This window comes from Thermosulfurimonas sp. F29 (assembly GCF_019688735.1).
In the GTDB taxonomy this organism is placed as follows: domain Bacteria; phylum Desulfobacterota; class Thermodesulfobacteria; order Thermodesulfobacteriales; family Thermodesulfobacteriaceae; genus Thermosulfurimonas_A.
In genome coordinates this window covers 560,231-585,571 of record NZ_JAIFYA010000002.1, presented here as the reverse complement: position 1 = coordinate 585,571, position 25,341 = coordinate 560,231, and the positions used below count along the sequence as shown (strand labels likewise).

Annotated in this window: 21 protein-coding genes, 1 tRNA gene and 1 pseudogene; 4 read left to right on the top strand and 19 right to left on the bottom strand. The window is 59.7% G+C overall.

Features of this window, described 5'->3' with window-relative positions; translation table 11 throughout:
- Nucleotides 1-26 precede the first annotated feature (26 nt).
- Nucleotides 27-1,439, top strand: coding sequence for an RRXRR domain-containing protein (locus tag K3767_RS07540; RefSeq protein ID WP_221172957.1), 1,413 nt, complete (start codon nucleotides 27-29; stop codon nucleotides 1,437-1,439).
- A 312-nt stretch (nucleotides 1,440-1,751) separates the two neighbouring features.
- On the opposite strand, the gene K3767_RS12130 is transcribed toward K3767_RS07540, so the two are convergent.
- From K3767_RS12130 to tnpA, 4 genes are all read right to left on the bottom strand, one after another.
- Nucleotides 1,752-1,877, bottom strand: coding sequence for a hypothetical protein (locus tag K3767_RS12130; protein ID WP_255592340.1), 126 nt, complete (start codon nucleotides 1,875-1,877; stop codon nucleotides 1,752-1,754).
- On the bottom strand, nucleotides 1,858-2,532 hold the full coding sequence (locus K3767_RS07535) for a metallophosphoesterase (protein WP_221172956.1): 675 nt from the start codon (nucleotides 2,530-2,532) through the stop codon (nucleotides 1,858-1,860). The genes K3767_RS12130 and K3767_RS07535 overlap by 20 nt, the downstream gene beginning before the upstream one ends.
- A complete protein-coding gene (locus K3767_RS07530) occupies nucleotides 2,525-3,547 on the bottom strand; it encodes a nucleotidyltransferase domain-containing protein (RefSeq protein ID WP_221172955.1) in 1,023 nt (340 codons plus the stop codon). Before K3767_RS07530 ends, K3767_RS07535 begins: the two co-directional genes overlap by 8 nt.
- Before the next feature lie 110 nt (nucleotides 3,548-3,657).
- Nucleotides 3,658-4,056: an IS200/IS605 family transposase gene (tnpA, locus tag K3767_RS07525; protein WP_221172954.1), complete on the bottom strand. Its 399-nt coding sequence runs from the start codon at nucleotides 4,054-4,056 to the stop codon at nucleotides 3,658-3,660.
- Between the two features lie 53 nt (nucleotides 4,057-4,109).
- Between tnpA and K3767_RS07520 the strand changes: the two genes are divergently transcribed.
- Complete coding sequence (locus tag K3767_RS07520) at nucleotides 4,110-5,387, top strand: RNA-guided endonuclease TnpB family protein (RefSeq protein ID WP_221172953.1); 1,278 nt, start codon at nucleotides 4,110-4,112, stop codon at nucleotides 5,385-5,387.
- On the opposite strand, the gene K3767_RS07515 is transcribed toward K3767_RS07520, so the two are convergent.
- The 12 genes from K3767_RS07515 to K3767_RS07460 form a co-directional block, all read right to left on the bottom strand.
- Nucleotides 5,368-5,709 (bottom strand): metallophosphoesterase family protein, encoded by a 342-nt coding sequence (locus K3767_RS07515; protein WP_221172952.1) that lies wholly within the window; start codon nucleotides 5,707-5,709, stop codon nucleotides 5,368-5,370. The genes K3767_RS07520 and K3767_RS07515 overlap by 20 nt on opposite strands.
- Nucleotides 5,710-5,721: 12 nt before the next feature.
- Nucleotides 5,722-5,797 (bottom strand) — tRNA-Cys (locus tag K3767_RS07510).
- Between the two features lie 6 nt (nucleotides 5,798-5,803).
- On the bottom strand, nucleotides 5,804-5,992 hold the full coding sequence (locus tag K3767_RS07505; protein ID WP_255592339.1) for a helix-turn-helix domain-containing protein: 189 nt from the start codon (nucleotides 5,990-5,992) through the stop codon (nucleotides 5,804-5,806).
- Entirely contained in the window at nucleotides 5,967-7,247 is a 1,281-nt protein-coding gene (locus tag K3767_RS07500; RefSeq protein ID WP_221172950.1) for a type II toxin-antitoxin system HipA family toxin, read from the bottom strand. Before K3767_RS07500 ends, K3767_RS07505 begins: the two co-directional genes overlap by 26 nt.
- 100 nt (nucleotides 7,248-7,347) lie before the next feature.
- Nucleotides 7,348-7,608: a helix-turn-helix transcriptional regulator gene (locus K3767_RS07495; protein ID WP_221172949.1), complete on the bottom strand. Its 261-nt coding sequence runs from the start codon at nucleotides 7,606-7,608 to the stop codon at nucleotides 7,348-7,350.
- Between the two features lie 13 nt (nucleotides 7,609-7,621).
- Nucleotides 7,622-8,890, bottom strand: coding sequence for a type II toxin-antitoxin system HipA family toxin (locus tag K3767_RS07490; RefSeq protein WP_221172948.1), 1,269 nt, complete (start codon nucleotides 8,888-8,890; stop codon nucleotides 7,622-7,624).
- A gap of 203 nt (nucleotides 8,891-9,093) precedes the next feature.
- Nucleotides 9,094-10,779 carry an ATP-binding protein gene (locus K3767_RS07485; RefSeq protein ID WP_255592337.1) on the bottom strand — a complete coding sequence of 562 codons (1,686 nt, stop codon included), beginning with the start codon at nucleotides 10,777-10,779 and terminating at the stop codon, nucleotides 9,094-9,096.
- Between the two features lie 30 nt (nucleotides 10,780-10,809).
- Nucleotides 10,810-12,744 (bottom strand): hypothetical protein, encoded by a 1,935-nt coding sequence (locus tag K3767_RS07480; RefSeq protein ID WP_221172946.1) that lies wholly within the window; start codon nucleotides 12,742-12,744, stop codon nucleotides 10,810-10,812.
- A 12-nt stretch (nucleotides 12,745-12,756) separates the two neighbouring features.
- Nucleotides 12,757-13,821 (bottom strand): MoxR family ATPase, encoded by a 1,065-nt coding sequence (locus K3767_RS07475; protein ID WP_221172945.1) that lies wholly within the window; start codon nucleotides 13,819-13,821, stop codon nucleotides 12,757-12,759.
- Nucleotides 13,802-14,338 (bottom strand): hypothetical protein, encoded by a 537-nt coding sequence (locus tag K3767_RS07470; RefSeq protein ID WP_221172944.1) that lies wholly within the window; start codon nucleotides 14,336-14,338, stop codon nucleotides 13,802-13,804. The genes K3767_RS07475 and K3767_RS07470 overlap by 20 nt, the downstream gene beginning before the upstream one ends.
- Before the next feature lie 127 nt (nucleotides 14,339-14,465).
- Nucleotides 14,466-15,365 carry a hypothetical protein gene (locus K3767_RS07465; RefSeq protein WP_221172943.1) on the bottom strand — a complete coding sequence of 300 codons (900 nt, stop codon included), beginning with the start codon at nucleotides 15,363-15,365 and terminating at the stop codon, nucleotides 14,466-14,468.
- A gap of 70 nt (nucleotides 15,366-15,435) precedes the next feature.
- Nucleotides 15,436-19,098: a hypothetical protein gene (locus K3767_RS07460; protein WP_221172942.1), complete on the bottom strand. Its 3,663-nt coding sequence runs from the start codon at nucleotides 19,096-19,098 to the stop codon at nucleotides 15,436-15,438.
- A 157-nt stretch (nucleotides 19,099-19,255) separates the two neighbouring features.
- Between K3767_RS07460 and K3767_RS07455 the strand changes: the two genes are divergently transcribed.
- Both K3767_RS07455 and K3767_RS07450 read left to right on the top strand, forming a co-directional pair.
- The gene (locus K3767_RS07455) at nucleotides 19,256-21,574 is read left to right on the top strand and encodes a hypothetical protein (protein WP_221172941.1); all 2,319 of its coding nucleotides are present in this window, start codon (nucleotides 19,256-19,258) and stop codon (nucleotides 21,572-21,574) included.
- 213 nt (nucleotides 21,575-21,787) lie between these two features.
- A complete protein-coding gene (locus K3767_RS07450) occupies nucleotides 21,788-23,071 on the top strand; it encodes an ATP-binding protein (protein WP_221172940.1) in 1,284 nt (427 codons plus the stop codon).
- A 20-nt stretch (nucleotides 23,072-23,091) separates the two neighbouring features.
- On the opposite strand, the gene K3767_RS07445 is transcribed toward K3767_RS07450, so the two are convergent.
- The 3 genes and pseudogenes from K3767_RS07445 to K3767_RS12280 all read right to left on the bottom strand — a co-directional run.
- On the bottom strand, nucleotides 23,092-23,262 hold the full coding sequence (locus tag K3767_RS07445) for a hypothetical protein (RefSeq protein ID WP_221172939.1): 171 nt from the start codon (nucleotides 23,260-23,262) through the stop codon (nucleotides 23,092-23,094).
- 155 nt (nucleotides 23,263-23,417) lie between these two features.
- The gene (locus tag K3767_RS07440) at nucleotides 23,418-24,578 is read right to left on the bottom strand and encodes a hypothetical protein (RefSeq protein WP_221172938.1); all 1,161 of its coding nucleotides are present in this window, start codon (nucleotides 24,576-24,578) and stop codon (nucleotides 23,418-23,420) included.
- A gap of 441 nt (nucleotides 24,579-25,019) precedes the next feature.
- Nucleotides 25,020-25,226 (bottom strand): annotated as a pseudogene (locus tag K3767_RS12280) (hypothetical protein); the annotation flags it as partial.
- Between the last annotated feature and the right edge of the window lie 115 nt (nucleotides 25,227-25,341).

Genomic DNA, 25,341 nt, shown 5'->3' with positions numbered 1-25,341 from the left:
CCGTCCTTAAGGGCGGGAGGTAAGACATGCTGATTGCCACGAAAGACAAGCATGGCAATCCAGGGCACCCCACGAGGAAGGTGGACATGGTGTTTCGGCTGGTTCGTCGCGGACGGGCGAAGCTCATCGGCGGCGGGTTCAAACCTCTGTGCGTCCAGTTTCTGGACCGGGAGTTCGATCCGGCGAAGACCGTGCCGAGGAGGTTCACGCTGGTTGTCTGGCCTGGATTTAAGAGAGTTCGTTACGCCCTCTTTGACGGTGTGGATCTCATTGATCGGGGAATCCTCCAGGCGAGAACGCCCGAGATCAGGAAGCTCATCGAGGAGAGGAGGATGCATCGGAGACGAAGGCGGTATCTGGAAAGAAAAAAACGAGAGCGAAAGGGGCTCCCACGATTCAACAAGGTTCGGAGAACGGTTTTCGAGAAGGGGAAACGGTCTCCCACGGTGGACCACGGAGTGAGGACGGTTCTTTCCCTGATAGGAAAGATTCGGAAGTGGTGGAGTCTTCCCTGGGCCGATCTTGAGCCGGTGCTCGTGGACTTCCGGCTCGACGTGCGGGCTATCACCTGGGGGAAACCGGAAAGGCCGGAGGACTATCAGGTTTCACCGAGGGGAAAGTTCAAGGGCGAAAGCCCGAAAGAGTACACCAGACGGGTATGGGGCGGGCGATGCGCGGTCTGCGGACGGACGGAGGACGTGGAAATTCACCATTTGAGACCGCGCAAGCAAACCGGAACGGATCTTCCTGAGAACCTGATACCGCTTTGCGGAGCCTGTCACCGTCTGGTTCACCACGGATTGCTTCCCATCCCTCTGAAGGGAATGGACCAGCGGGCGCTGGGTGTGGTCAACACGGTGTGCGGTTTGCTTAGGAAACTGGAATTAAAAGCAATTTCGGCTTGGAAGGCGGTTCGCAGGAGACCGGACGATCCTCTCATCGGGGCGTTCGAAGCGATCCTTGGAGCGGACATCGAGCCGGAAGAAATTCCCGAAAAACGTCTAGCGCAGTTCAGGCGTCACCGAAGAGCGGTGGTTCATGCGGTTCGAGACAGGCTGTATCGGGTGGACGGAAAAATCGTGGCTCGCAATCGGAACCGGAGGACGGATCAGAAGGAGCCGAGCTGGAACGAGTATAGGAAAAAACACCCCAAGCATGTAGGTATGGTGGAAGTTAGTCTGGGGGTAAAGTTGGTGCGACGGATACAGACGGACGTCCGGGGAGGGAACATTTATCGTGCAAACGGCGTGGTGTTTGTAGCCAGGGCTGCGCAGCACAATGGTCGAAGCATTTACTCTCCAGATCTAGAAAAAATGACGGGAAAAAACTACATCAGCATCAAGAGGTGCAAAAGACTCATGTATAACGAAGGTATTACACCGATTCCTCTCCACCCAACCTGCGGTCTGGGCGGAGAATTCTCGGCAGAAATGTGTTGAAAATTAAAGCCCTGCAGGAGAGGGTGGCCGGTCGGGACCTTTACGATCTTGCTTTCATCGTAGATGTTTGGAGCAGAAGGCTCAAGCGGGACACGCTCAGGCGGGTGCTTCAGTTGTTTCGACAGAAAACGGTTGAGGAGTGGATGTCGGAGTTCGAACGGGATTTCCAGGATGATGCTCGTTTGGGGGAAGCGGCGTTTTACTTGACGTATTCGCGCTTGTTGTACGGAATCAACAAAGTGCAAGTCTTGTTACGGAATGCGCGAGGGAACCATCCTGCTTGCTAGCTGAAAGACCGCGCGGCGGATTCGTTCAAGATGGTTTTAGCTCGAACCACGGCGTAAGATCCTTCCACCAGCCGAGTTTGGGCGGCATGGCCAGGCCGTACCAGCGGGTCATGGTCTCCTCGAAGTAGCCCTCACTCGAAGTAGCCCTCAAGCCTCTCATGCCAGTGGCCGAAGAGCCAGAGCCGGGGCCTTGCGGCGAAAAGGATCTCGTCGAGCATGTCCCGCGTCGGGTCCCGCAGGGAGCCGTTCTCCGAGGGCTCCGCTCCCCAGGAGAGCCTGAACCGGAAGGCCCGAGGGGCCTGATGCGAAACTACGATGTGGATCTCCTCGCCCTTCCGTTTCACAGCTTCCACGGCGGAGAGTGCCGCCACAAGGTCCTCCCCGCTCGGTATCTCCTCCGGGAACCAGCTATGTCCGAACCGGCGCATCTCTCGATCTATGGAAAGTCCGCCTCCGAAAAAGAGCACGTTTCGGCCCTTGACCTCCACCACCGCACCGCGCGGGCAAAGAAAAACACCCGGAGCGACCTCGATGGGCTTTCGACCGTGGCGCTCGATGAATTCCATTATCGTCCAGTGGTCTTCGTGGTTCCCGTCGCAGAAGTAGACCGTCGCACCCTTGAGGTCGAAGCAGGAAGGATGGAAGACCGGGATGAGCTCGCGGGTCTTCTTGTCCACGTACCTGTGCTTGGGCCAGAAACCGAAGTCCCCGCAGGCAATCACGATGCCGCCCTCGGTCCGCTCCACGGCCACGTTGAGCCACTCCCACTCCCCGTGGATGTCGCCCACGGCCAGAACTTTAGCCATGCGGAAACCGGGCTTTTGCTCCGAATTCGGGCAAAGGAGTCTCCAAGCCGAGTCTTTCCGTCACGAAGGCCAGGTGCTCCGCCGTCCTTTCCGCAAGCCGGACGAATTCGCCGGGAGGAAAGGGAGGCGGTGTCATCCAGGAGACGGGCTCTTCGATTTCCCGAAGGCGGCTCGCCAGGTGCTCGTAGAGCGCCCGGCTCCAGGCCGGAACCCATCCCTCGCGGGCGAGCACCTCGAGGATCCTTTCCTTCCGTCCGAGGAGAAACGGCGGGTCGCCCGCGGAGAACCGGGGCCTCAACCAGAAGGCGAGCCCCATCGCCGGACAACGCACAGCTCGCTTGAGGTCCTGAAACACCCAGTCCAGACCGAAAGGCGGCCAGAACGGACGATATTCGCGCAAGCGCGCAAGCTCCATCTGTTCCCTCACCTCCTCAAGGGCCTTTTCGAAGCATCGGACGCCCAAGCGAACTTCCTTCAACATGGCCTGATAGCGCAGACGCGGATCGAAAAACGCCTGGAAGACCTCTTCCGAACCGATCTCGGCGGCTCCCCGCAAAAAACCGGGTGAAACGTGGATCACCCGTCCAGAAAGAAGGACCTCTTCGGCGAAAACAAGATTCAGGCGTCCCTCGATCTCGCCGGGCATGAAGAAGGCTCCATCCGATTCGCCGAGTCCCTGGGCGTCGAGCACGGCCTCCTGGGTTCTGCCGCCGTAGCGCCTGCAAAACACGAAGAAGTCCCAGTCGGAATCGGGATCGGCGTCGCCCCTGGCCCTTGAGCCGTAAAGCACCACCGCGAGCACCCCCTCGGTTCGCCGAAGAACCTCAACGGCCCGCAGCACGCCGGAGGGAGCCTCCCGATGGAATCCATTCGAAACCCCCTTGAAGCGGACTACCGCCGCAAGGAAAGTCCTCGCATCGATCCCCAGAAAGGACTCGTCTTTCCGCGGACACGAAGGCGGCACCACGGGCGTCCGAACCAGTCTTTCCAGGTACCGTTCCGCCAGGCGGTCCATCCGCGCTTTCCTAAGCTGCGGCGAGAAGTCTTTTCGCCTCTTCCGCGAAAAGCAGTTTCACGGCGAACAGCGCCGGGAAGCCCACGGCTTAAGCCGTGGGAGGAACGGCGCTAGGCCGATGTACTCTGGGCTTCGATGTAGCGCCTGATGGTTTCTGAGGACACGTTTCCCGCTGTAGACACGAAATACGCTCTGGTCCACATGCTGGGGAGTTTCCTCAGCCAGGGAAACTCCCTTCGCAGCACCCGCGCGGTATATCCCTTGATGCGAAACATAATCTGGTTCGGTGCTAGATTCGGAGGCGCAGATACGAAAAGGTGCACATGATCAGGCTGTATCGCAAGCTCAAGAACCTCAAGCTTGAGCTCCCCGGCCTTTTCCAGAATCAGTTCTTTAAGCCTTTCAGCCACTCTCCCCACCAATACCGGCCTGCGCCGCCTCGGTATCCAAACGAAATGGTAGTTCAACAAATACATTGAAGTGTAAGCCCGTTTATAGTCTTGACTCATAAACAAAAACATACTACGCTTAAAGCAAGATGACAAGGACGGAAACCGTTCGCTTGCTTCCCACACGGCGGGAAAGGCGCATTCTCAAAGAAATCGGCGATCGGGTTAGTGCTCTCTGGAACGCGGCGAACTTCGTCTGTCGCCAGCGGTTCTTCAAAGGGGAGAAGGTTCCCTCCTACGGTGAACTGTGTTCGCTCATGAAGAACACACCGGAATACCAAGCGCTTCCCTCGGATATCGCCCAGGAAGTTCTCAAAAAACTGCGCCAGGCGTGGACTTCGTTTTTCAGGCTGAAAGCTCTTTATGCGATGGGGAAGATCTCCGAGAAACCATCGCCTCCTCGCTACCGCAAGGACCGGACCACGGGAAAAAGGTTTTCCGACTGGATTCCCGTGAAATCCGCACGCGCGTATGCTGTGGACGGCGATTGGTTTCACCTGACATTGCCTGCGGATATGAGAAAGCGTCCGGGGGATCGGTTATCCGTGCTCTACAAGGGAACCATGCGTTTTCGAGGCAAACGCACGACCTGCGAAATCAAGTACGACGCCGCAAGGGATCGCTGGTATGCACGAATACAGACCGAAATCCGAACGGTGAAAAAAACAGGGAAACGGCGCGCCGCTATAGATTTGGGCGCGAAACGCACAGCGGCGCTGGTCATTGAAGGGGTTCCTGTGGGAATCGTTTTCTCGGCTCGCAACCTGTGGAAGGATTACCGATACTGGACCAGGCGCATAGCCGAACTGCAATCGCTCCTAGCGTCCCAGGGGCTCAAGACAAGCCGACGACTCAAGAAGCTTTATCGCAAACGCACGGCTCGACTGGAGCACGCTTTGCGGGCTTTTGCCAGAACTGTAGCCGAAATTCTCAAGGCACATGATGTGGGACTCCTCAAGGTCGGCTACCCCAAGGAATGCCGGAGCGAGATGCGGTTCGGCAGAAACAACATCAAGGTTCACAATTTCTGGGCCTTTCTCAAGGCGATCAGGTATCTCAAGGACGCCTGTGAACGGCGCGGGATAAAAGTTGAGCCGGTGGACGAGACCGGAACTTCGGAAAGGTGCGCCGTGTGCGGGGAGGAGGTCAAGCGTCCGAAGCGTTCCGTGGTGATTTGTCCCGAACATGGAAGAATGCACGCCGATGTGAATGCGGCGTGGAACATTCTAGGGGAAACCCCGGACTACGGGGACGGGCCGGAGGCCGGCCTGGCGTGGGTAACCTGCGAGTGGGACAAGCACTCGTGGAATCCACGCCGTCAATCCCTCAGTCGCGTCCCATCCGCGGCTGAGGTTCTGAGGGTTGCATCCCTCAGAATCCCACGGCTTTAGCCGTGGGAGAAGTCAAAAGGGCCAGGTAAGGCCAGTCCTCATGGTTTCCACCGACGAAGTAAACCGGAACGGGAAGCTCGATCTCGCCGTGAAGGAACTTTATGGCCTGCACCTCATTATCAAACACCTCGTAGATCAGAGGTGCGTCCTGCGGGCCGCTCGCCTTAAGGATGCGCAGGTACTCAGGATCGTCCGAGGAAAGGAAGGCCAGGTCCCCCACCTGGAAGGCCAGCTCCACCCCACAGCGGTCGCGCAGGACCGCAAGCACCCTTGCCAGTAGCTCGAACCGCCCGTGCACGTCGCCGACGACCGCAAAGCGCATGATCGGTGCCTCTGGAGTCGGCGGGGGGATTCGAACCCCCGTAGGACCGGATTTGCAATCCGGCGCCTCACCGCTCGGCCACGCCGACCCCGCTTTATTCCAAAAGTTCCTCTACCGTCCAGAGCTTGCGCTTCGGACGGGGATGAACCTCAAGCTCAAGCTTAAGCGCCTCAAGCACCCGGCACACCTTCCGAAAGGATACCCGGCCCACAAACCCGTTTTCCAGAGCCGAAAGCGCCGTCCGAGAGATTCCCGCTTTAGAGGCCAGGTCCGCCTGGGTCAAACCGAGCTCCCTGCGCCTTTCCCGGATCTTCCTGCCAAGGTCCTCGCAAAGCATGGGGCAGCTCCTTCACGGTTTTCCGGAGACCCTCGGTCAAGGAAAACTCAAGCACGACCTTCATCCGCCGGGCAAGCCTTGCGGTTTCAGGCCCTCCGTCCCTCTCAAGGTGCCGCACCGTCTCAAGGAGATCCTCCGCGGCGGCAAGCGCCTCGTCCCATGCCGAAACCACCTCTCCCCCGTCAAGACCGCACCGTTCCTCGCCGAAACGCTCCAGAGTTTTCTGGTCGAACCAGACCCTGCGTCCGAAGAGGGTGAGAGCCGGTTGATCCGTGGGATCGTACACCCAAGTGCAAACCACGTCGTAGGCCGGAGCCAAACGCACGTCCCCAGCGTAGGGATGCGAATACAGTACACCGAAGTTCTTGAGATGCGCATCCCCGTTCTTGAGAAGGAAATTGAGCACGAGGAGCTTGTAGAAGCGCTTGAGGTCCTCGGCGGGATCAGCGGAAATTTTGCGCAGGACCCTGGCCACGGCCTCGTACGATCCGTCGTACTTGCGGTTGCGGGTCTTGCCGAGAAGGGAAGCAAACTCCTCGAAGGCCGCTCCGGTGTCGAACCGTTCCACCACGAAAAGCCTTCCGTTCCGGGAAACCCGGAACCGTGGCACAGGAAGCCCCGCCCGACGGCAGGCCTCCATGCACAGTCTCTCGTTTTCGGCAAGGGCAAAAAACTCCCGTCCGAAGGTCTTGACCACGAAGCGTCCCGTGCGGAGAACCCCCTTCTCGTCGTCCTCAAGCTCAGCCAGCACCTTGGGTTGCACGCCTCCCACCGGCGAGGCGGCGAGAAAAGCCTGAGCCAGCTCCCGGAAAAGACCCGGATCGTCGCTCTCAAGCACCTCGGAAAGCCGGAAAAGAGGTTTTTCGGAATCAAGCGCTTTTTCCCTTTCGGTCTTGAAAGTCAGAAATCCTTTTATGCGTGGAGCAAGCACCTCGAAGATCTCAAACTCCTCGAACATTTCGTACCGCTTGGCGAGCATGTCCCGCAGAACCCGGTAGAGCCATCCCTCCGGCATGAACTGATCAAACACAGGAAGGAACTCCGCCCGCGATACGTAACTTTTGGGCGTGTAGGGCATGACCATGGAAACCGGATTGTCCCTCTCGTAGTTGAAGACGTGCTCCAAGGTCTCCGGCAGATACCAGTAAACACCCGCCCTCTCCCCTCCGGCGAAAACCACGACACGGTGCGGTTTGTTCATACTGTTGAACATTTTAAGAGGCAGGCACACAGCTGTCAAGAAAACGTACGGTGTGGTTTCCGGTTTTTGGTCCTGTGTCGGCTTGTCGTCAAGTGTCGGGTCATGTCTTGCGCACCCGTTTGCGGCTTCCGTAGTCGTCGAACGGATCGATGGCGTACGGATCGGCCAGGGAACGTAAAATATCCAGAATCCCCAGCACGGAAAACACGGCTATCCAGGACGCCAGGGACACCCCGGCGCCTTTCCCGGACTCCATGCGCTTGATCGTAGAGACCGAAACGCCGGTGCGCCGCGCCAGATCCTCTTGACGCAGCCCGGCTGCAAGCCTAGCCCGACGCGCAATCTCCCCCAACAACCGCACAATCTCGCTCTCATCAGCCGTGAGAAGGACCGCCATGGCGAGAACACCGTTTGCTCGGAAACCGACGACTGTGGCCTTTGATTTGATTGAGCCGTTTGCGCACCGCTTTGCACAAGCTCTCGGTTCCGGGAATGTCCGAAATTTCCCGCAGGTAACTTTCGGTCAGATCGACGGCGTCGTCCAGAACCGTTTTCGCCTCAGCGGAAGAAAGTCCCAAGAGCCTGCCGAACCTTACCAGATCAGAACGCGAAAAATCCCCGGTCTTTCCCAGAAGCGGCATGGAATGTTCGTCCAAACCCCAGAGGTTTCCCACGAGATCGTAAGCGGGCGACAATCTCAGGATCTTGCCGTCCCAAAGACAGGCGAAATTTTTGAGATGATCATCCGTGTTGACGATCATGACGTTGACCACCGCCTGCCGAAAGAACTGACGCAGGTCCCGGTCCGGGTCGGAAACGTAGCGTCGAAGCGAACCGGCCACGGCTTCATAACCCGCCTCCACCATGTGGCTTCCCCCCATCAGAGTGGCCAGGGAAAGAACGATACATCGACCATGAAAAGGAGGGTTCAGTCGAACGATGTCGAACCGTTTGACGGCGAGACAACAGGCATCAGCGACTTCAATTACGCGGAAATCAGGCACCGGGACTCCCAGACGCTTGGCGAACCTGAGTCCGGCGGCCTCGACCAGAGCATTGGTTTTCGGCGAAGGATCCAGAACAGACGGAAACTTAACGAGCCAAGGGGTTCCGTCTTCGTCAACCAAGGTGACTTTGGGACGCGCTCCTCCTGCGCTCGTGCCGGAAACCTGAAGATAGCGAAAGACCGCTTCCGCTTTGCGCATTTCGAACTGTGTCGATTCTCGAAAGCAGGCTTTCAGGGCCTCGAACGGAATCCAGGTCGGAGGCGGAGGATGCTTTAGGTCCGCTGCGGTGCAGAAAAGAGCGCCTATGAGAGAAGTGTCCTGCAGTCCCAGCGCGAGATGCCGACGTCCTGAAAAATCGAAACGGTGCTTCTTGGAAAGGATGGCCAGTCCCCAAGCGTCCGGCAGAGTATCGTCAAGCACGCCCAGAGGCGCGCTCAGAGCCGTAGCCCGAAAAACTTTTTCGACAAGCGGCAACCGGATCGGATCCAGAGGATAAGCATCCTTCCTGCGCAAATAAGACTTCAGATACCGGAAAACTACGCGCTCGCCGCTGAGCATCAGCTCGCCGGACGGTACCGGGTTCCCCTCAGAATCTATCCGCCAGACCAACAACCGCCTGCGCTGCGCCAAACGCATACCACAGATAGCATAGATCAAAACTGATCCCTTGTCAAAGAAAACAGGGGTTAAAGGCGCTTTTTTGAACTGTTAACCTCGGATTGAGGACGACGGAAACTCAACCGCTGCCGGGAAGCCTCTTGCCCGATCGGTTGACCCGTGCTCCTCCGGCGCTTGTGCCGGAAACCTGGACCATGCGTTTGATCGTGGAAACCGAAACACTACGGTTGTAGAGAGTTCTTGCGATCAGAATGACGTCTGCGGGAATTGGCGTTAGCTTCAGCGTCGATTCGGTTCAGGATTGCTTCGCGGGCATGATAGACGTGGGTGCGGGCGGTTTCTCTGTCGAACGAACGGCTAAGACGGTCGGCGAATTCCAAAAGGCGTTCCATTGTGTCGCGTATCGGGAAATCGAACCAGTGGAACCGTTCTGGCGGACTGGACAGGTCGATCTTGGGAGCCAGAGCCACTATCTCGACATCGCTTGTGTCTACACCAGCTGCGGCGATTCGGTCAAGAGCAGTCTTAATCTGTCGTAGTTTTCGTTGGCCGAATACGCTGAACGTAGCCTCAAACAGAGCCAACAATTTCTTGCCGTCCGGCGTGTAAACGGCAAAATCGAGTTCGCAAATGCTAGTGTGTGTCTTGACGATCTGGCGTCCTGCTTCCCGGCCTGGAAACACCGTGTAGAGTATGCCGGTCCACCACGTTTCCCAGAAAGATTCCAGGTGTTCGAGATAGGTTGACCAGAGCCGGTTGCGCACCGATTCGTTCAGGAATCCCCCCAACAAAACCTGCGGCGCGAACGGTTCTACGCACCTGAAGCAGAAGCAGAGAACGGGGTCGTCGAGCACGTAAAAAGACTTCTTGTCGCGGAAAGGTTGTTTCTCGCGACGGACCATACCGAGTTCTATCAGGTTTTTGAGGTACGGTGCGAGCTGGTGTGGCGGCATCCCGGTGTGTTTCTGTATGGCGGCGAACATGGAGGCCCGTCTCCGTCCTATGGCCCGTACGAGACCGAGAAGCGTATCGGGGGCGCTAGTTTCCTCTCGCAGGATAAAAAGCGGCTCGTCCAGGAACGGCGAATCCGGCCTAAGCGCCTGTTCCAGGACGGCAAGACACGCTTCCTTGAAGGGGACCTCGGTGTCCCGCAGCGGTGTCGGATCGAGCCAGGTCCAGTACCCAGGAATACCTCCCACAATAGCGTACAGGGCCACACCGCGAAACCATGTCAGACCGAACGCATCGCACAGGTCTTCCAGGTCAAGAGGCCGCACATGGATGCTCATGGTCTTGCGTCCATAGAGAGGTTCGCCTGTATCGAAGAACGCACGCCGCATGACGGAACGCGCGGACCCACAGAGGATCAGGAGAAGGCGAGGATCCGGCTTTGCGTCCGCATGCACGTCCCAGAACGCCTGCAGGACCGAAGCGAACGAAGGATCTGCCTCCATGAGCCGCGGGACTTCGTCCAGCACGAAACAGAGCTTCGTCCCGGCGGTCGTTTCCATTAACGTTTTCAATAAACCGGTCAATCCCTCGGCGGACTCCAGTTCCACCCGTGTCCCGATCTGTCTGGATATTTCCTCGGCCATGAACCGGTAGAGCACCTGCGCGGGACGTCCTCGCGGAACCTGCACGTACACGCTCGACCCCTTGCGTCGTCCGATGTGCTCCAGGATGAGCCGCGTCTTTCCCACTCGTCTGCGGCCGTGCACCACCACAAACGAGTTTCGTTCAGCCAGGTCTTCCCGTTCCAGCGTCTCCAACTCCCTCTCCCGTCCTACAAACTTCAACACTATAACCCCTGTCCCGAAAATTTTGTGTGTTGATGTTATTATAATACGAAAAATATAAACAGCGAATCGAGCAGTCCTCGATCTCGTGTCAAACCGTTGCCGCCACATGCGAGCCGGATTCTACGCACCCGTTTGCGTCTAATTCGTCAATACCACACCGGTCCGAAACCGCCGCCGCACGAGCTCGTTCCGACGCACTCGGTCCCTAAACCGACGCAGAACCGCCGTCACCAGCCGCACCATCGCCTCCCGATCCGAAGCCAACACCACCTGCCGACAAACGGGCGAAAGCAACTCCTTCACCTTCGGAAGATCCCCCTCATCGCCGCAGTAAAGCCCTATCACCCGACACCGACGCCCGACCCGCACCCAAACCTCCTGGTCCTCTTGCGACATGAACGCCCCGTCCGTGACGACAAAAATCGTCTCCGGCTTGTCCGGAACCAGCGCATCATAAACCGCAAACCCGTCCGTGCCACCGGTCTGAAGCCGCTCAAGATCCTCAAACCGCTCCATGCGAGCAAGCATGCGTTCACCACCAACCATCCGGGTTGCAAACACCCGCGCCTCCGCAAGCGGCGCAAGCCGTCGGGAAACCTCCATGAAAAACGCTCCCCAGAACACCCCCTCCCGCAGGGGCTTCCCGTACATCGATCCCGACGTGTCCAACACCACATCGCACACCGGAAGCGGAAGCGGTTCCCTGATCGTCTCCTGCCGCAGCCAGCACGCCGGAAGACCGTTCTCCTCCGCGGACCGCACCAACGACCGCACGTCAAGCCGCTCACCAACCACGTCAGGTGTCCAAACCGTCTTCGGCATCATCCGCACCATCGGAAACCTCCGCAGGAGACGCTGCGCCGTTCTCCGTCCCTCGGCCACGGCCCGCACGTGCTCCTCATCCGGCTCCGCACCGCCGAGCTCCCTCGCCGGAACCAGCCGACACCTCCCCAAACGCGACCCGGCAAAACGCTGAAGCAACCGCCGCAGACCCTCCTCCTCGCCATCCTTCATCGTCCGCAATGGTTCCACATCGTCCGGCGTATCGTCGTTATCCGGTTCGTCCGACGGACAGGACGCATCCGGGGCGTCCACGTCGAACGTTCCCTCCGGGTCGGGCTCGAACGCCTTCCCCTCCTCGTTGAAGCTCGCCTCGCCCTCAAGACCGGGAATCCCCCTCGAAAAACCTCTCTCCGCCTCGTGACGGGGAAACAGCTTTGCGAGGGTCTCCCGCCACCTTGCGAGAAACGCCTCGGCCTCCCTCGCCGTCTCCGCAAGCGACTGGCAGCGCTCCGCACACCGCCTCGCCGTGCGCGCCAGGTCCCCGATCAGCTCCCGAAACTCGGAAAGCTCCACCCCGCTGTCCGCAAGACGCTCCCGCAACGCCGCGGACCTCAAACCCTCCTCCATCCGCCGCCGCGGAAGATCCCCCAGAGAAACGTACACGTCCGCCAGGTCCGCAAACGAAGCCGCATAGAAAAGCGCCGCCGGTCCGTACCTCTCCACCGCCTCGTCGCCCCGCATCCGCGCCAAAAACACCCGGTGCGCCCTCTCCACACACAAAAAACCCTGCGGAAGCCTTTCCGCCAGACGACATTCCACCCGCCGATCCTCCAACAGATTGACCAGATTCCTCAGCAGGGGATCCCCGAAAATCCGTTTGCGCTCCTCCGGGTCTTCGGGAAGCCTGCTCCAGACCACATGACAGTTCTCGTGGTAGAGCAGCCCCAGAAACGCCTTCCGGTCAAAGCTCAGGGCGTAGGCAAAGTTCACGTACACGCTTCGCCTGTCGTAGTTGAACCAGGCCGGGGCCCCGACGTCGATTTCGACCGTGCCCTGAAACCGCACCCCCTTCGGGCCGTTGCAGGTCTCCTCGAAAAGCCGCCGCAAACCGTTCACCAGAAGACCGGCCCCCATCTCGCGGGCGAAAAGCGCTCCCTCGCCCCTGAGTTTCATCCGGTCGAAATCCTCCTCGCCGAGAAGCCGCCCCGCCTCTCGGATCAGCTCCTCGCCGGAAATGCCGGGGTCAAGCTTCCCCGTCCGCACCAGCTCCGCAACCCGCGAACGCCTCATGCCCTCGCCTCCTTAAAGGTCCACGGGACTTGCGCCCCGTCCCCGCCGCACGGTTCTAACCGTAGCTCTGGCGGAGGAAACCCGTCGCCTCGACGCGGCTCCCTTCGCCGACTCCGCCGGAGCCGGGGATTTCGCCGAAGTCAACCGGGAAAGCGTCCACGCCACCGTTTTGGCCGCCTTCGAGAGATCCACCGCCTGCCGGAACGTCTCCATAAGCCCGTTCAAAGCTTCCCGCCAGTCGGGGTTTTCTCCCGGACGCACCAGCCTCACGAACGCCAGCTCCATCGCCCGCGCTAGCGCCACCTTGGGATCGGTCCCGTTCCGCGCCGCCGCAAACGTCTGCCGCACTACGTTTACCAGAGCCCGCGTGGAGATGCCCTCAACAAGCGGTCCCTCCTCCCCCTCGGCCATGGTCCGAACGGCACCCGCAAAACGCACTAAGGGCCTCCACAGCGTCTCCCTCAGCGCAAGCACCGCCTTCTCGTCGAGACCGTCCCCCAGAACCTCGCGCGCCGCATCCTCAAGGATCAGCATCTCCTCCTCCGGCGAGGGGTATCCCACGAACACCACCGCCAAACGATCAAAAAGCGCCGCCGGTATCTCGTAAACTTCGTTGTAGCCCGTGTTGGCCGTGGCCGCAAACTTCAGGTTCTCCCGCGGTGCCGTGAGCGTCTCCCCCGTGAAGTGATTCCGAAGCACCCATTCGCTTTCGTCGTACACGTTGATCGCCTCGATGAAAATGGACTGGTGGCGGGAAGGCATCCGGTTGATCTCATCCGCCACGAAGAGCACCTTTTCGCCGCGGGCCGCCCGCTGAAACGCCTCGCCCAGCGGACCGTACCGGAAAACGAACCCCCGACCGTCCGTACGGGGCACGAAGGTCCCCAGCAAATCAGCATCTTGGAGCGATTCCCGACCCGCCACTACCACCGGCACAAAACCGTCCTCACGGGCCTTCTGGAGAAGACAGGTGGTCTTGCCCGTGCCCGGAGGACCCACCAAAAGCACCCCTGAACCGTACCGAAAAGCGAACTCGATCTGCGCCTCCGCCTCGGCGTTACGAAACCGTATACCCATGGCTTACTCCCCTCCGAAGTCTGCGTATCCTGCGCTGAGCAAGACGTTTCCAGTAGGATCGATAAACGTCCCGAAGTGCTTTCTCGGCCTGATCCCGCGCCTCGTAGAAAACCTGTTCGATCAGCTCGGCTTCCCGGCGGGCCACTTCGTCCTCCGTGGGGCCTTCCCGCCAACCCCGTCCCCTTGTCCGCTCAATCACGTCGTCCCAGGCGTCCTCATAAGCGTCCGCCGCAAGATCCGTCAGGGTGCGCCACCTCGATGCCCCGATCAACCAGGCCGCCTCCATGAACCCGTCGTCAACCTCCGCGGGCGAGGGGGTCTGAAGCACGAGCCGCACGCCATCTTCCTCAAGATCGGCCAGCTCCTCCAGCAGATCGGGATGCCAGCGCCAAGGGTCCCGTGCGGCCACCCCCCGCCAACCCTCCTCCACGAAGATCCGCCTAAACTCCTCATAGTCCTCCGCCACACATGCGTCCGCGATGGCCTCCGCGATTTCCTGCTCTCTGTGCTCTGCCATCGCAAACCTCCCATCATGGATTCGGAAGAGATCCCGCCGAAACGAAAAAGAAAACCGCCGAGGCCCGCGCGCGGCGAAATTGCGAGTGACGGAAAAACGGACGAAAAAGGAGTGGACGGTTCCCGTGTTAGGGTGTTGTGGTGCCGTTGACGGAATTCCCGTTGGAGGAACCGCGGCTCCGGCTGCGGGCCAGGCAGATCCCTTTCCCCGAAGGGAGACGCACCCACCGCCAGCCCAGAGACCGGCACAGCGCTATCACGTGAAACTGCGCCGTCGTCAGGTTGCGCTGCGCCATGGTGCGCACCTGACTCTGAGCCTGCAGCACATCCTGCGGCCTGCGCTCCCGCACCAGAAACCGCCCCATATCCACAGACTGTTCCGAACCCGCGGCGACATTCCCTCTTGTCCTTTCCTCCGCGTTTTCCCTTTCCCGCTGTGTTTCCCGTTCCCCCGGCCAAACGCACCTCAGTCCGAGCTTCAGCTGCCCGATATTTTTGACGTGGAAACGCTCGGCCAGTACGGAAGGATCCAGATCGAGGGCGTAGCGACGCCCCGGAACGATTTCGCCCAGATCCGCAAGCTCGCGTCCTCCGAAGTGGAGCACAAGCCGTACACCTCCACCCCGCTCCAGACACCGCCTGATCGAATCCGCCTCCGGGTTCGTCCGCACCGCAACCCGCACCCTGTGCTCACCCCACGACCACACCTTCGCCTCAATCTCACGATTCGCCGACCGGGTTTCGCCCTCTTCCCTGTCTTCCCTGTCCGTCCGATTCGGCCGAGAAGCGGCGAAAGCGTGTTCCCCATCGTCGTCCCGGTGCATCACCGAAACACCGGGGATGCGGATGGAGAACCGCTCGCCTTCACCATCGTCCTGGTGCATCATCACCGAAACGCCGGGAACGCGGATGGAAAACCGTTCGTGTCCTCTGCCCGCCCGCGCCGCGGACGAAAAGACGGACGAAAGAACCAGCGCGGCCGCCAGAAAACCTCCCGCTACCATCCGCACCGCTTTCCGTGCCTTCATGGTTCAACCTCCCTTCCCCGATCAGACGAACGGTCCGCGGACCCCTACGGCCCGCGGACCGCTCCTTCGGCTACCTTTTCACATAAAGCGTCGCGCTTCCCGTCTTGCCGTTCGCACAGGATGCGCTCCAGGCCCCCGGACAGCAACGCACCTCAAGCCTGACCCAGGTCGTGGTGCTGTAAGGACGTTCCACTTCGAGGCCGGAGTAGGTCCTGCTGAAGCTGTTGCTCGTGGGCTGATCAGGCAGGTCATACCAAGTCGCAAACGGAATCGAGGTGTTTCCGTAATAGACACTCACGACGTAACCCGTCCGCTTGACGAACCTGTACTTGCAGCGCCCGCCCGCAAATCCCCTAACGGTCACGGTCGCGGAGAACGACTTGCGTCCACCGTAAGTGCGCAACGGATTGCTCCAAGAACTCGACGGTGACAGACTCACCGTCACCGACCGACTTGCGGAAGCGCTCCGATAACTCCTGTACGCACCAGACGAAGCGGAAGAAACGGGCTTCCCCTTCGCATATACCGTCACGCTGCCTTCCCTGCCGCCAGCACAGTTCGTGCTCCAGGTCCTCGGACAGCAACGCACCTTGATCGTCTGCGACTGTACCGACTCGCTGTCGTTTTTGACGGTGAGCGGCGCCTGCGCATTGATGTTATCGTTGTCCACATTGGCATACAGCGTGCTCCAGCGCCCCTCGGTTAAACCGAGCACGTCCATGTCTCGGTTCGACGATACGTAGTACTTGCACGATCCTCCCTTGAACCCCTTGATCACAAGCGTCAGGTTGAAGCTACCGTTGGGCGCAAGCGGACGGCTACGTGAAGTTCCCGCTGAAGCCCCAAGCGTCACCTCCAGCGGACGGTTCACTTGGAACCGGATTTGATCCCCCTCACAGTAAGCGCTGTCGGACGATTCACCCCGCGGACAGCACTTCACGCTGAGAGTCACCGTCCCCACACCGTGACCGGTGAGGTTCCACGTCACGTCTCCGGTATCCAGCTCATCCTGCGACACCGGGTTCCACCACGCTACCCACCGCCCGTTGGTGGGCCTGAGCGTAACGTCGTTGCTTACCTTCACGCCCACATCGCTGACCGTATCCCCTGCATCATACTTGTACCAGCAAGTGCCGCCGCGGAATCCTGAAATGTAAAGATGCACCTTGACCCCGGTGGTGTATTCGTTCTGATCCTGTTCCAGTCCGTTAAAATCAAACTGAACCAACCGGGTCACCTGGGGACGCTTCACCGTGAAGTTCGACTCCACCTGCGACACATATGCTTTGTCGCCGCTTCCCAGACGGCAAACCACCCTGTACTGCACCCGTCCCTCGTAATTCTGCGGAATGATCGAGGCCACCGTCGCGTTGCTGAGATCGATGCTCACATTCTGCTCGGTGATGGACACAGTGCTCACCGCCGGGTTCGCATTCGGATCATTGGGATACTCCACCGTGAAGGTGCACTTTCCGCCCTTGAAGCCGTGAATGCGGATTCCCCCTCCGATGGGATCGTTGGGTTGCCGCTCGCCCGTCGGAATGCTCGATGTCACCGACGGTCTCAGCACGGTGATCTTCTGAACACCGCTTTCCACCCACTCGCCGTTGTTGAAGTTCGGATCCTTGCACCGCATCGCCCAGTTGAGCTCCGCTCCCCGCGCCGATGCCATCAGGTTTAAGAAAACGCTTGCCCAGGGCTTGCCCTTTCGTTGCGTAAGACCCTCGATAATCGCCTTCGGCTGGAACGAAGTCTGCAAGCAAATACCACTATCCGCCGTCGCCACAGGCTGCCAGTCTGCCCAGGTCGCTTCCGTGGTCGTGACCCAGCCGGTGTCCAGATCAACGTTGCCGTTCGCGTTGACGTCCATCCAGACACGCATCTGACAGGTAAGACCGCCGAGATCGCTCAGTTTCTTGCCCGACAGCGTGTAAAAGCACACGGTCGCCTTTCCTGTGTCCGTGGGATACAAGGCGGACGGATCGACAAACAAGCGCAACCACATCTGCGGACTCTCCGCGGAAGCCATGGCGGAAGATCCGTACTTTACAACCCGCAGCGACCGTTCCAGCACCACGCCGGACAACTGAAAATTCCGGAAAGTCTGTTCCCTGTCCCGCAAGGCTGCAGCCAGGTCGTCCACCTCGTCGCACGCAATCCGAACCGCCAATTCGTCAGCATCATTTTTCGCTTTGAGCTGCACGGTGTCCGTGTGCACGGCCTGATGCGGATCGTAAGCGACCGTTCCTGGAGGCGTCGTCCACCCATCCCGGCCAACCTGAAACCCCTGCGCGCCCTTGAACTTCACCAGGCACAGAACCTGCTTGTCGTTGTGAACATTGTCCACCGTCAGCTCCGCGGTGACGGTCTCCTCCGGACGAACCACGTCGCTCGCCGACCGCAGAGTGAGAGTGGCCGTGAACTTCTTGGGACCCCGCCTTCCCCGAAACGCATTCACAAACTCCTGCCCGAACGACATGTTCACATACCGCACCCGCACGAACTTCTCATAGGACTGCCCGTCCTTTTCGCAGACCACCCGGAAGGTTTCGTCGTGATCCTTGTAAACCGGCGTCCACGCCACATTCGAGGTATCGTAATCGGCCCTGACGGTGTAGTTTTGGCCGATCACGGTCACGTCACCCGGCGTTCCCACTTCCCAGTGACACACGGCGTCTTTGAGCCCTTCGTAAGTGAGATCAACGTAGACCGGTTGATCCGCATACAGCGTCACCACGTCGTTAGGACCGAGCTGATCGGCGTCCCAGGTCTGCACGCCCCATCTCTCGCTGTTTTCCAGCTGTTCCTGGCGAATCACCAGCCGGATGCGGGCCCGGGAAAGCGGCTCGCACCGCCCGTTCAGCCACGTGTAGCCGGTCTCGCACAAACACTGACCGGAATGGTTGGGATCAGGACCGGTGGCGTGAGGGGTGCGCCTAGGATCGCACGGACCTTCTATCGGAACACACCGTCCTTGTTTCGCATACCACTGGTACCCAGGCTCGCACTTACACCAACCGGAGTGACTGGGATCAGGACCGGTGGCGTGAGGATCGCGTTCGCACAAAGGAGGATTGGTAGGAGGATTGGTGTCGCCGGGGTTGCCGCCGCCACCAGACGTATTGGTCGGAGTGAACGGATTCGGATTAGTTACAGTGCCGCCGCCACTGGACGGATTGCTCGGAGCGGATGAACTCGGATTGGACGCAGCCGAGGCGAGCACGCAGCGGTTCCCCGTCCAGGTCCCGCCCAAGGACTCGCATATCTGCCGCGGGCTCTGCTGCGAACCCTGCGCGGTCTGCTGAGGAAGCACGCAGCGGTCGCCCGTCCAGGTCCCGCCCAGAGACACGCACACGTCCTGAAGGGAAAGCTGCGTCCCGTTTCCGCCGTTGGGAGAGGGCTGCGTGATCCCCTGAATGGCCGCCTCGATCCCCGGCGTGTTCTCGCACACACAGTTGCGCTTCTCTTTCACGCACTTCTGGTAAAGGTCCTCACGGGTGAGAACCGGAACGAACTTGAGCACCCCTCCGCCGGTCCCGTTGGCGGCCTGGATCTCCCAGTAACCGTACACGCCTCCGTAGTCGAAGAGACACTGCCGGATGACCTCCACGTTTATCTTGAGGTCCCTGGGCGGACGGGCGATCACCGCCCCCGCACGAACCACCCAGAGAAACACCGCCAGTAAACCGCAAAGGACCGTCCACACCGTCATTCCGCGCCGGATGTCTTTCATGACGCTCCTCCTCCCTGCATGGGGTTTCGCTTTTTCCGAGAAAAAGAAGTCCTCTCCCCTCCACCCGCCGAACCACGCCGAATCCCTCCGGGAGATGACAGCCTCCGCTTTGTTATGCTAAGAGATGGAAAGGAAAACACGCCGGGAGGGATCGGCCATGACGAAAAGGCTTGCGGTCGCAACGACGATCATCGTGATGGTCTTGACTTTCGTTATGGGGAGGGCCTTGGCCGCGGCGCTCCGCCCGAACCTGATCGGGGATGTCGTGCGCCGCGGACCGCGGAAAGGCGCCTTCGCCGGATGGCAAGACTTGCAATCGCACGTGGTGCACGACTACTGCAATCTGGACGAGTATGAAAGGGAAAAGGTCGAAAGTGATCCCGAAGAATATTCCTGGTTCAGGGTTGTGGATAATCTGTTACAGGTGGGATACTATGTTAACTCGGTTCCCCACTCTTGGTATCAGGCCCGCGGGGTGGATCTCGGGCGGGTGATCGTGCCGGTGATCGCCACGGAGAACCTTACGCCGGACAGGGCCGCGGCACTCCGCACGGCCCTCCGCATCTGGAACGCCATCGTCCCCTGGCGGTTCGAGCTGTGGGGCGGCCTGCACATCCGCTTCGATCAGCAGACCGCCCCCGTCTGGCGGGAAATCTACTATGGCTACGAGGACGATCCCGACCGCATGCTCCGCAAAATGAGCGAGTGGCTTCCGCAAATCACGGACTGCGTTTCCGGCGCACCGCATGGTCTGGGCTGTCCGCCCTACCGGTTCTACGAATCCGTGCGTCTCGACGACGGCGAAACCGTCTACCTCGCCCCGCCCGTCTTCGTCTTCTACAGGGAAGACGTGGACCGCATCCAGGACCTCGGCCTGAGAGAGTATGTGCCGATCCTCGATGCTTGGGGTGTAACTCTACCCAACACCTTCGCTATGGTATTTTTGAATAATCTCGGGGATGTAGATACAGAAACAATCCTTCACGAATTCGGGCATGTCATGGGGTTGAACCACGCCTTCAGCGATCCCGCGGACTCCGAAATTTATCATGCGCCCGAAGAGGACCTTTTGGCCGAGGGGTTCTCGGTCATGAGCTACGACGGCATTGCTTTCCCCACCCTCCAGGACATCGAGCAGTTCCAGAAGGGCTACTGCGAGTACATGGACTGGTACCCCGGCCACGTCCGCCTCAAAAAGGACGCCTCACTCTGGGCCGAACGGTACCGGCCCTGGTTCTGGGTGGACACGTGGGGAAATTGGGTAAATGGAACCGGTCCCTACGACTACACCGTAGCCCTTCTCTACTTCACGCCGTGGTTCCCGTTCGACGTCTCCTTTTGCCGCTACGACGCCCGGTCCGGCGATGAGGTCGGATGCAAGCACTGGCCCTGGGGCAACCGTCCCCCCATGGAGCGCCACGCCTACCAGAAACCCGGTCGGGACGTGTTCCCGCCGAGATACATCAGTCCTTGGGTCGCAAGCTATCTTTCACTAAAAGACGCCATCTATGACGACTCCGATCCTCTCCAGCTCAACCTCTTTCCGGTAACCCCCACGGAGGTATCGGGGTTCACCATCACGGACAGTCGCGGTCGGAAGCTGGCCGGGTTCTGGACCTTCGGGCGCGTCCCCGAAGAGGACCAGGAGGCCCTCTGCCGGGCCATGAACGGAACCCGCTACACGGAGTGGTACGATGACGATTTGTACCGGGCCGCCTGGGCCTGGACATGGTATGGGGTGGACGAAGTCAAAAATTACTACTCCAAACAAGCCCACCGCGAGGTGCTGTTTCTGTGTCTGTTTCCGGGGCGGAGCTGGGACGAGGTGAAGGATCGGGCGCTGGCGGTTTGGCGGCACTACGCCCGCTACGGCGAGGTCGGCTCCGACAACGGCTCCGATAACTCCGGTTCTGGTTCCGATAACTCCGGCTCCGGTTCCGATAACTCCGGCGGTTCCTCCGGCAACATGGGGGACGATCCGTTCACAAGCGCATGCAAATCGTTTCACAGCTTCATCCCGTGGGCTCTGGCGACCGATCCCCTGGGCGGTGCCGACGACAACCTGGTCTCCTTTGTCCTGTGCGCCAACGCTACCCTCGACGACGTCCCCTCCCTCCGTCCTCGCTCCGTGATGGCTTCGCGGCCCCTCGATCACGTCCGCGTCGTTCTGACCGTCACCTCGCCGGAGCTTCCCCGACGGTTCGCCGGACGCGTCCTGCATCGCCTGGTCGTGGCCTGCCGCAACGACTCCGGCTGGTGCACGGACCTCCTCGACCTGGGAACGGTGCGGGTGGACGAAAACGGCTACGTGAACGGACGCGTCTACGTGGTCTTCCCCCTCGTGCCGGAACCCGCGAACCTCGAAGCCTTGGCGGGGACCTCGTGGACGATCTACTTCGCCTTGGCCCCCGACGACGGACACGGCTCCTGGAACCTCGAAGACCTCCTCGTGGGCGTAGTGGGGCTAAATTTGTAGAAGAGGACGACATCGTGGAGTTTTTCGTCGGCAGGCAACGGGAACTGGAACGCCTGGAAGCCGCCTACCGCGCCCGATCCCAAAGTTTTGCTTGACCGGATTCGTTCCTGCTCCGAACCCGGCGGAAGGACCTCGCCGGATTAACCGTACCAGACGGAAGGCTTTATCCCAAAAAGTTGAACTTTTTGGGAACAACGTTACCATTTAGTAAAGATGATAGGTCTTGATAGGATAAGGGAAGAAAGTCTTTATCCGCGGGAGCTACTCTCAAAGCTTGAGCCCTGGCTTGCCCGCAGGGAGGCCATAGTCATAGTGGGCCCGCGTCGGGTGGGGAAGACCTCTCTGCTCAAGCTTCTGGCCCTGAGGCTGGCCGAAGAAGGGAAACCGGTATTTTTCTTCGACCTCGAAGATCCCGACGACCGGGATGTAATCGAGGCCGGCCCCGGGGCCCTCAGGAAATTTCTGGGCAGACCCGGGGTGGTCTTCTTGGACGAGTTTCATCTGCTCGAAGATCCGGCCCGTTTCGTAAAGCTCACCGTGGACCACTTTCCCGAGCTCAAACTCATCCTCACGGGTTCCTCAAGCCTTGCGGTTCTCAAGCACTTCAGGGACTCCCTCATCGGTCGCCTGGTGGAGTTTGAACTTTTCTCCTTAAGCTTCCGTGAATTCCTGCATTTCCGGGAAGAAGACTCTTACGCTCGCTGGCTTGAACCCGTCTCCATCCGCCAGCTCCGGGCCCCCGAGCCCTTACGAATTCCCGGAAAGATATGGGAGCTGCTTGAAGAGTTTCTCCTTTTCGGAGGCTTTCCCGAAGTCGTTCTGGCCCGGGATCCGGAAGTAAAGAGCAAGCTCCTCTCACAGATCTTCCGCCTCTACGCCTTGAGGGATCTAAGGCTTCTCTTTGCCCAGCCGGACCCCAGAACCTTTGAGAGGGTCTTCCTGGCCCTTTCCGGAAGCGTGGGGTCCATAGTCAAGTTTTCGGAGATGGCCTCGGACATAGGAGTAAACCACAAGACGGTAAAACACTACCTGGAACTACTTAAGGCCCTTTTCCTGGTGAAGGAAGTGCCGCCGCTTGCGGAAAACCCCCGCACGGAGCTCAAGAAGGCCTGTAAGGTCTATTTTGCTGATACCGGACTTTTAAGCTGGGCCTTGGGCAACTTCTCTCCCTTGGCCTTAAGGCCGCAGGCCGCTGGACTTTATGCGGAAAACATGGTAGCCCTTGCCCTCTTGAGAAACTTGAGACCTGAGGAACGCCTCCGCTTCTGGCGAAAGAAAAGCGGCCCGGAAGTGGACTTCGTGGTCCTTACTTCGGGAGAATATCTCCCCGTGGAAACAAAATTTCGCGGACGCCCGGAAAAACTCTCCGGCCTGAAGTCATTCATCAAACGGTATCGTCCTCTCCGGGCGGTAGTGGTCTCCCGCGACCGGTGGGAGGAGAAATCCCTCAACGGGACCAAGGTGCACTTTTTGCCGTTGGTTCTGTTTGAGGGATAGAGAACTTAACAAAAATTTCCTTACAAATTTTTCGTCAATTGATCCCTGTCACCGTAAAGTCGCCACTGACCGTCTACGATTTGGGCCCATCCCACCGGACGCGCTTCCTCCGGCTCCATCCGGTACACCGCAAACGCCGAACCGTATCCATCGCCCCAATGATACTTTTGTCTGCCGGTTGATACTAGCATGGTCCTTCCCTCCTGTTTTCGAAGTTTCCTAAGCCAGATAAACAAAAGAAAGGCCCGGCGTTGAACCGGGCCGCGAAAACTGCCGATGGGAAACCCGTCCGAAGACCGCGCTCAGCACTCAAAGACCCGGCACCGGGCCGAGCCTCCGGCTGTCTCTAACGGTCCAGACAGACCCGATACCAACCGTACACCAGGTCCGCAAAGTCGGATGACGAAGCCGCCCCCACATAAACATCCCAGCAGCTTCCCGCCAGAGCCGCGGTGTCGAGAGGAGACTCGATCAAGGGAAACGACATCTCGTCGCCCGAAGCTGTCGCCTGACCGAGGCTCATTATATCGGAACACCACCCGGCCTCGCGGTTGCAAACCATCCAGTAACGCATCAAGGGACGACCGATGTGGGTCTCAGGGACCAGCAACCGAACGTGCATCACGGAAGGCCCCGCGGGCCGATGGATCACCTCCGCCGGAGCGTCAGGCGGCGAGTGCAGGGTCCCGTACGGAAGAACACCGGGAGGCCCCAGCTCGATCGGCCCCGGCGTCTCGCTTCCGAACGAACAGTACCTTCTCTCGGAACCCTGAACATCATGCGCTTCCAGATGCACCGGCTCCGCCTCCAAAGCCGTAAGCACCCGCATCGGCGTCGAATCCACATCATTGACCTCGCCCCACGAGGTCACTCGCCAAGAGTCCCCGGCAAGCAACATGGACTGCGCATAGCACGGATCGAACGGATCGTTCACGTTCACCGTGCCGTTCGCCGGAAGGTGCAGCAGCCAGAGCGAACGTCCCCAAGAAGAATCAACGTTGGCTTTCGACTCCGTATATCCCGTTATCAAGAGAGAACCGTCTGGGTTGACCGCTGCGTCGAACCAGCCGTCGTCGGCCTCGCCGCCAAACTTCTGGGCGTCCAGAAAGTTTCCGCTGTCGTCGAACCGCAACAGCACACCGTAGGACACCTCCACCGGCGAAAAGGCTCCCCGCCTGGACACGGTGAAGGTGCTTGCCACCGTGACCGTGTTTCCGTTGACGACCACCGAGGAACGCCCGGCGAAGTTGGGGTTCGTCTCCAGAGCACCCTGACCGTCCTCCACGTATCCCCAGAAACGTCCCCACTCCGGTTCGCCGTCTCGGTTCAGCTTGAGTAGCACCGTCCCGTGCGCAAACAAGTTCTCCTCCACGAACTCCATTCCGAACCCGGTAACGTAGTATCCGTCTTCGGTGACCGCCACATCGGTTCCCGTCCCGCCGTAAAGTTCGTTTTTGCGAAAGCGCCGCCGCCAAACCAGTTGCGCATTCTCGTTAAACTTCGCCACGTACAGCGAATCGTTCTTATCAACGCCCGCGACGACGAATCCTCCATCGGGCGTCGGCTTCGCTCTGAAGAGATCCCAGGCGGATTCGTCAGCGAGCGCAGCATCCACGGTTCCGTTCTCCTCAAACACCACCAGCCACCCGCCTCTAACCTGGTTGGGATCGGAAAACACTCCAGAAAATTGACCGAACCCGACGGCGACATAGCGGTTCCCCACGCGGACCACATCGTGGAAACCGCGCGCACCGTTGCCATGCCCCGTGAACTTCAGGCTCCAGATCACGCCGCCATCGGCGTCCGTTCGGAAGATTACACCGTTTTCGGTGACCGCCACATAGCCCCCGGACGGAACCTCCGCAACGCCTTCCACCGCTCCGAGACCGTAAGGAAAGTCCGTCGAATCGTACACCTTCATCCAGACCGGATTGAGCCGGGGATCGAGCCTGAGCAGGAACCCGTTTCCCGTTCCGTTTTCGAACGCGCCGCCGACGACGATGCCTCCATCCGCAAGCCGGACCAAAACCCTGCCGGACAGATTTCCGGGAGCATCAACAGCGCTCAGCGAAAACGCCAGGGCCGCAGCGCCCCACCAGACCACCCAGCCCAAACAAACCAGAAACGCCAATCCCTGAACGACTTTTTTCGCCATCGGACTCCTCCTTTGAGACGGTTTGGTGTCATCATACTTGCCCGAAAAGAGAACCGCAAACAACAAAAAAGCCCGGCGTTGAGCCGGGCCACGGATTTGCGGTGGACGAATTCGG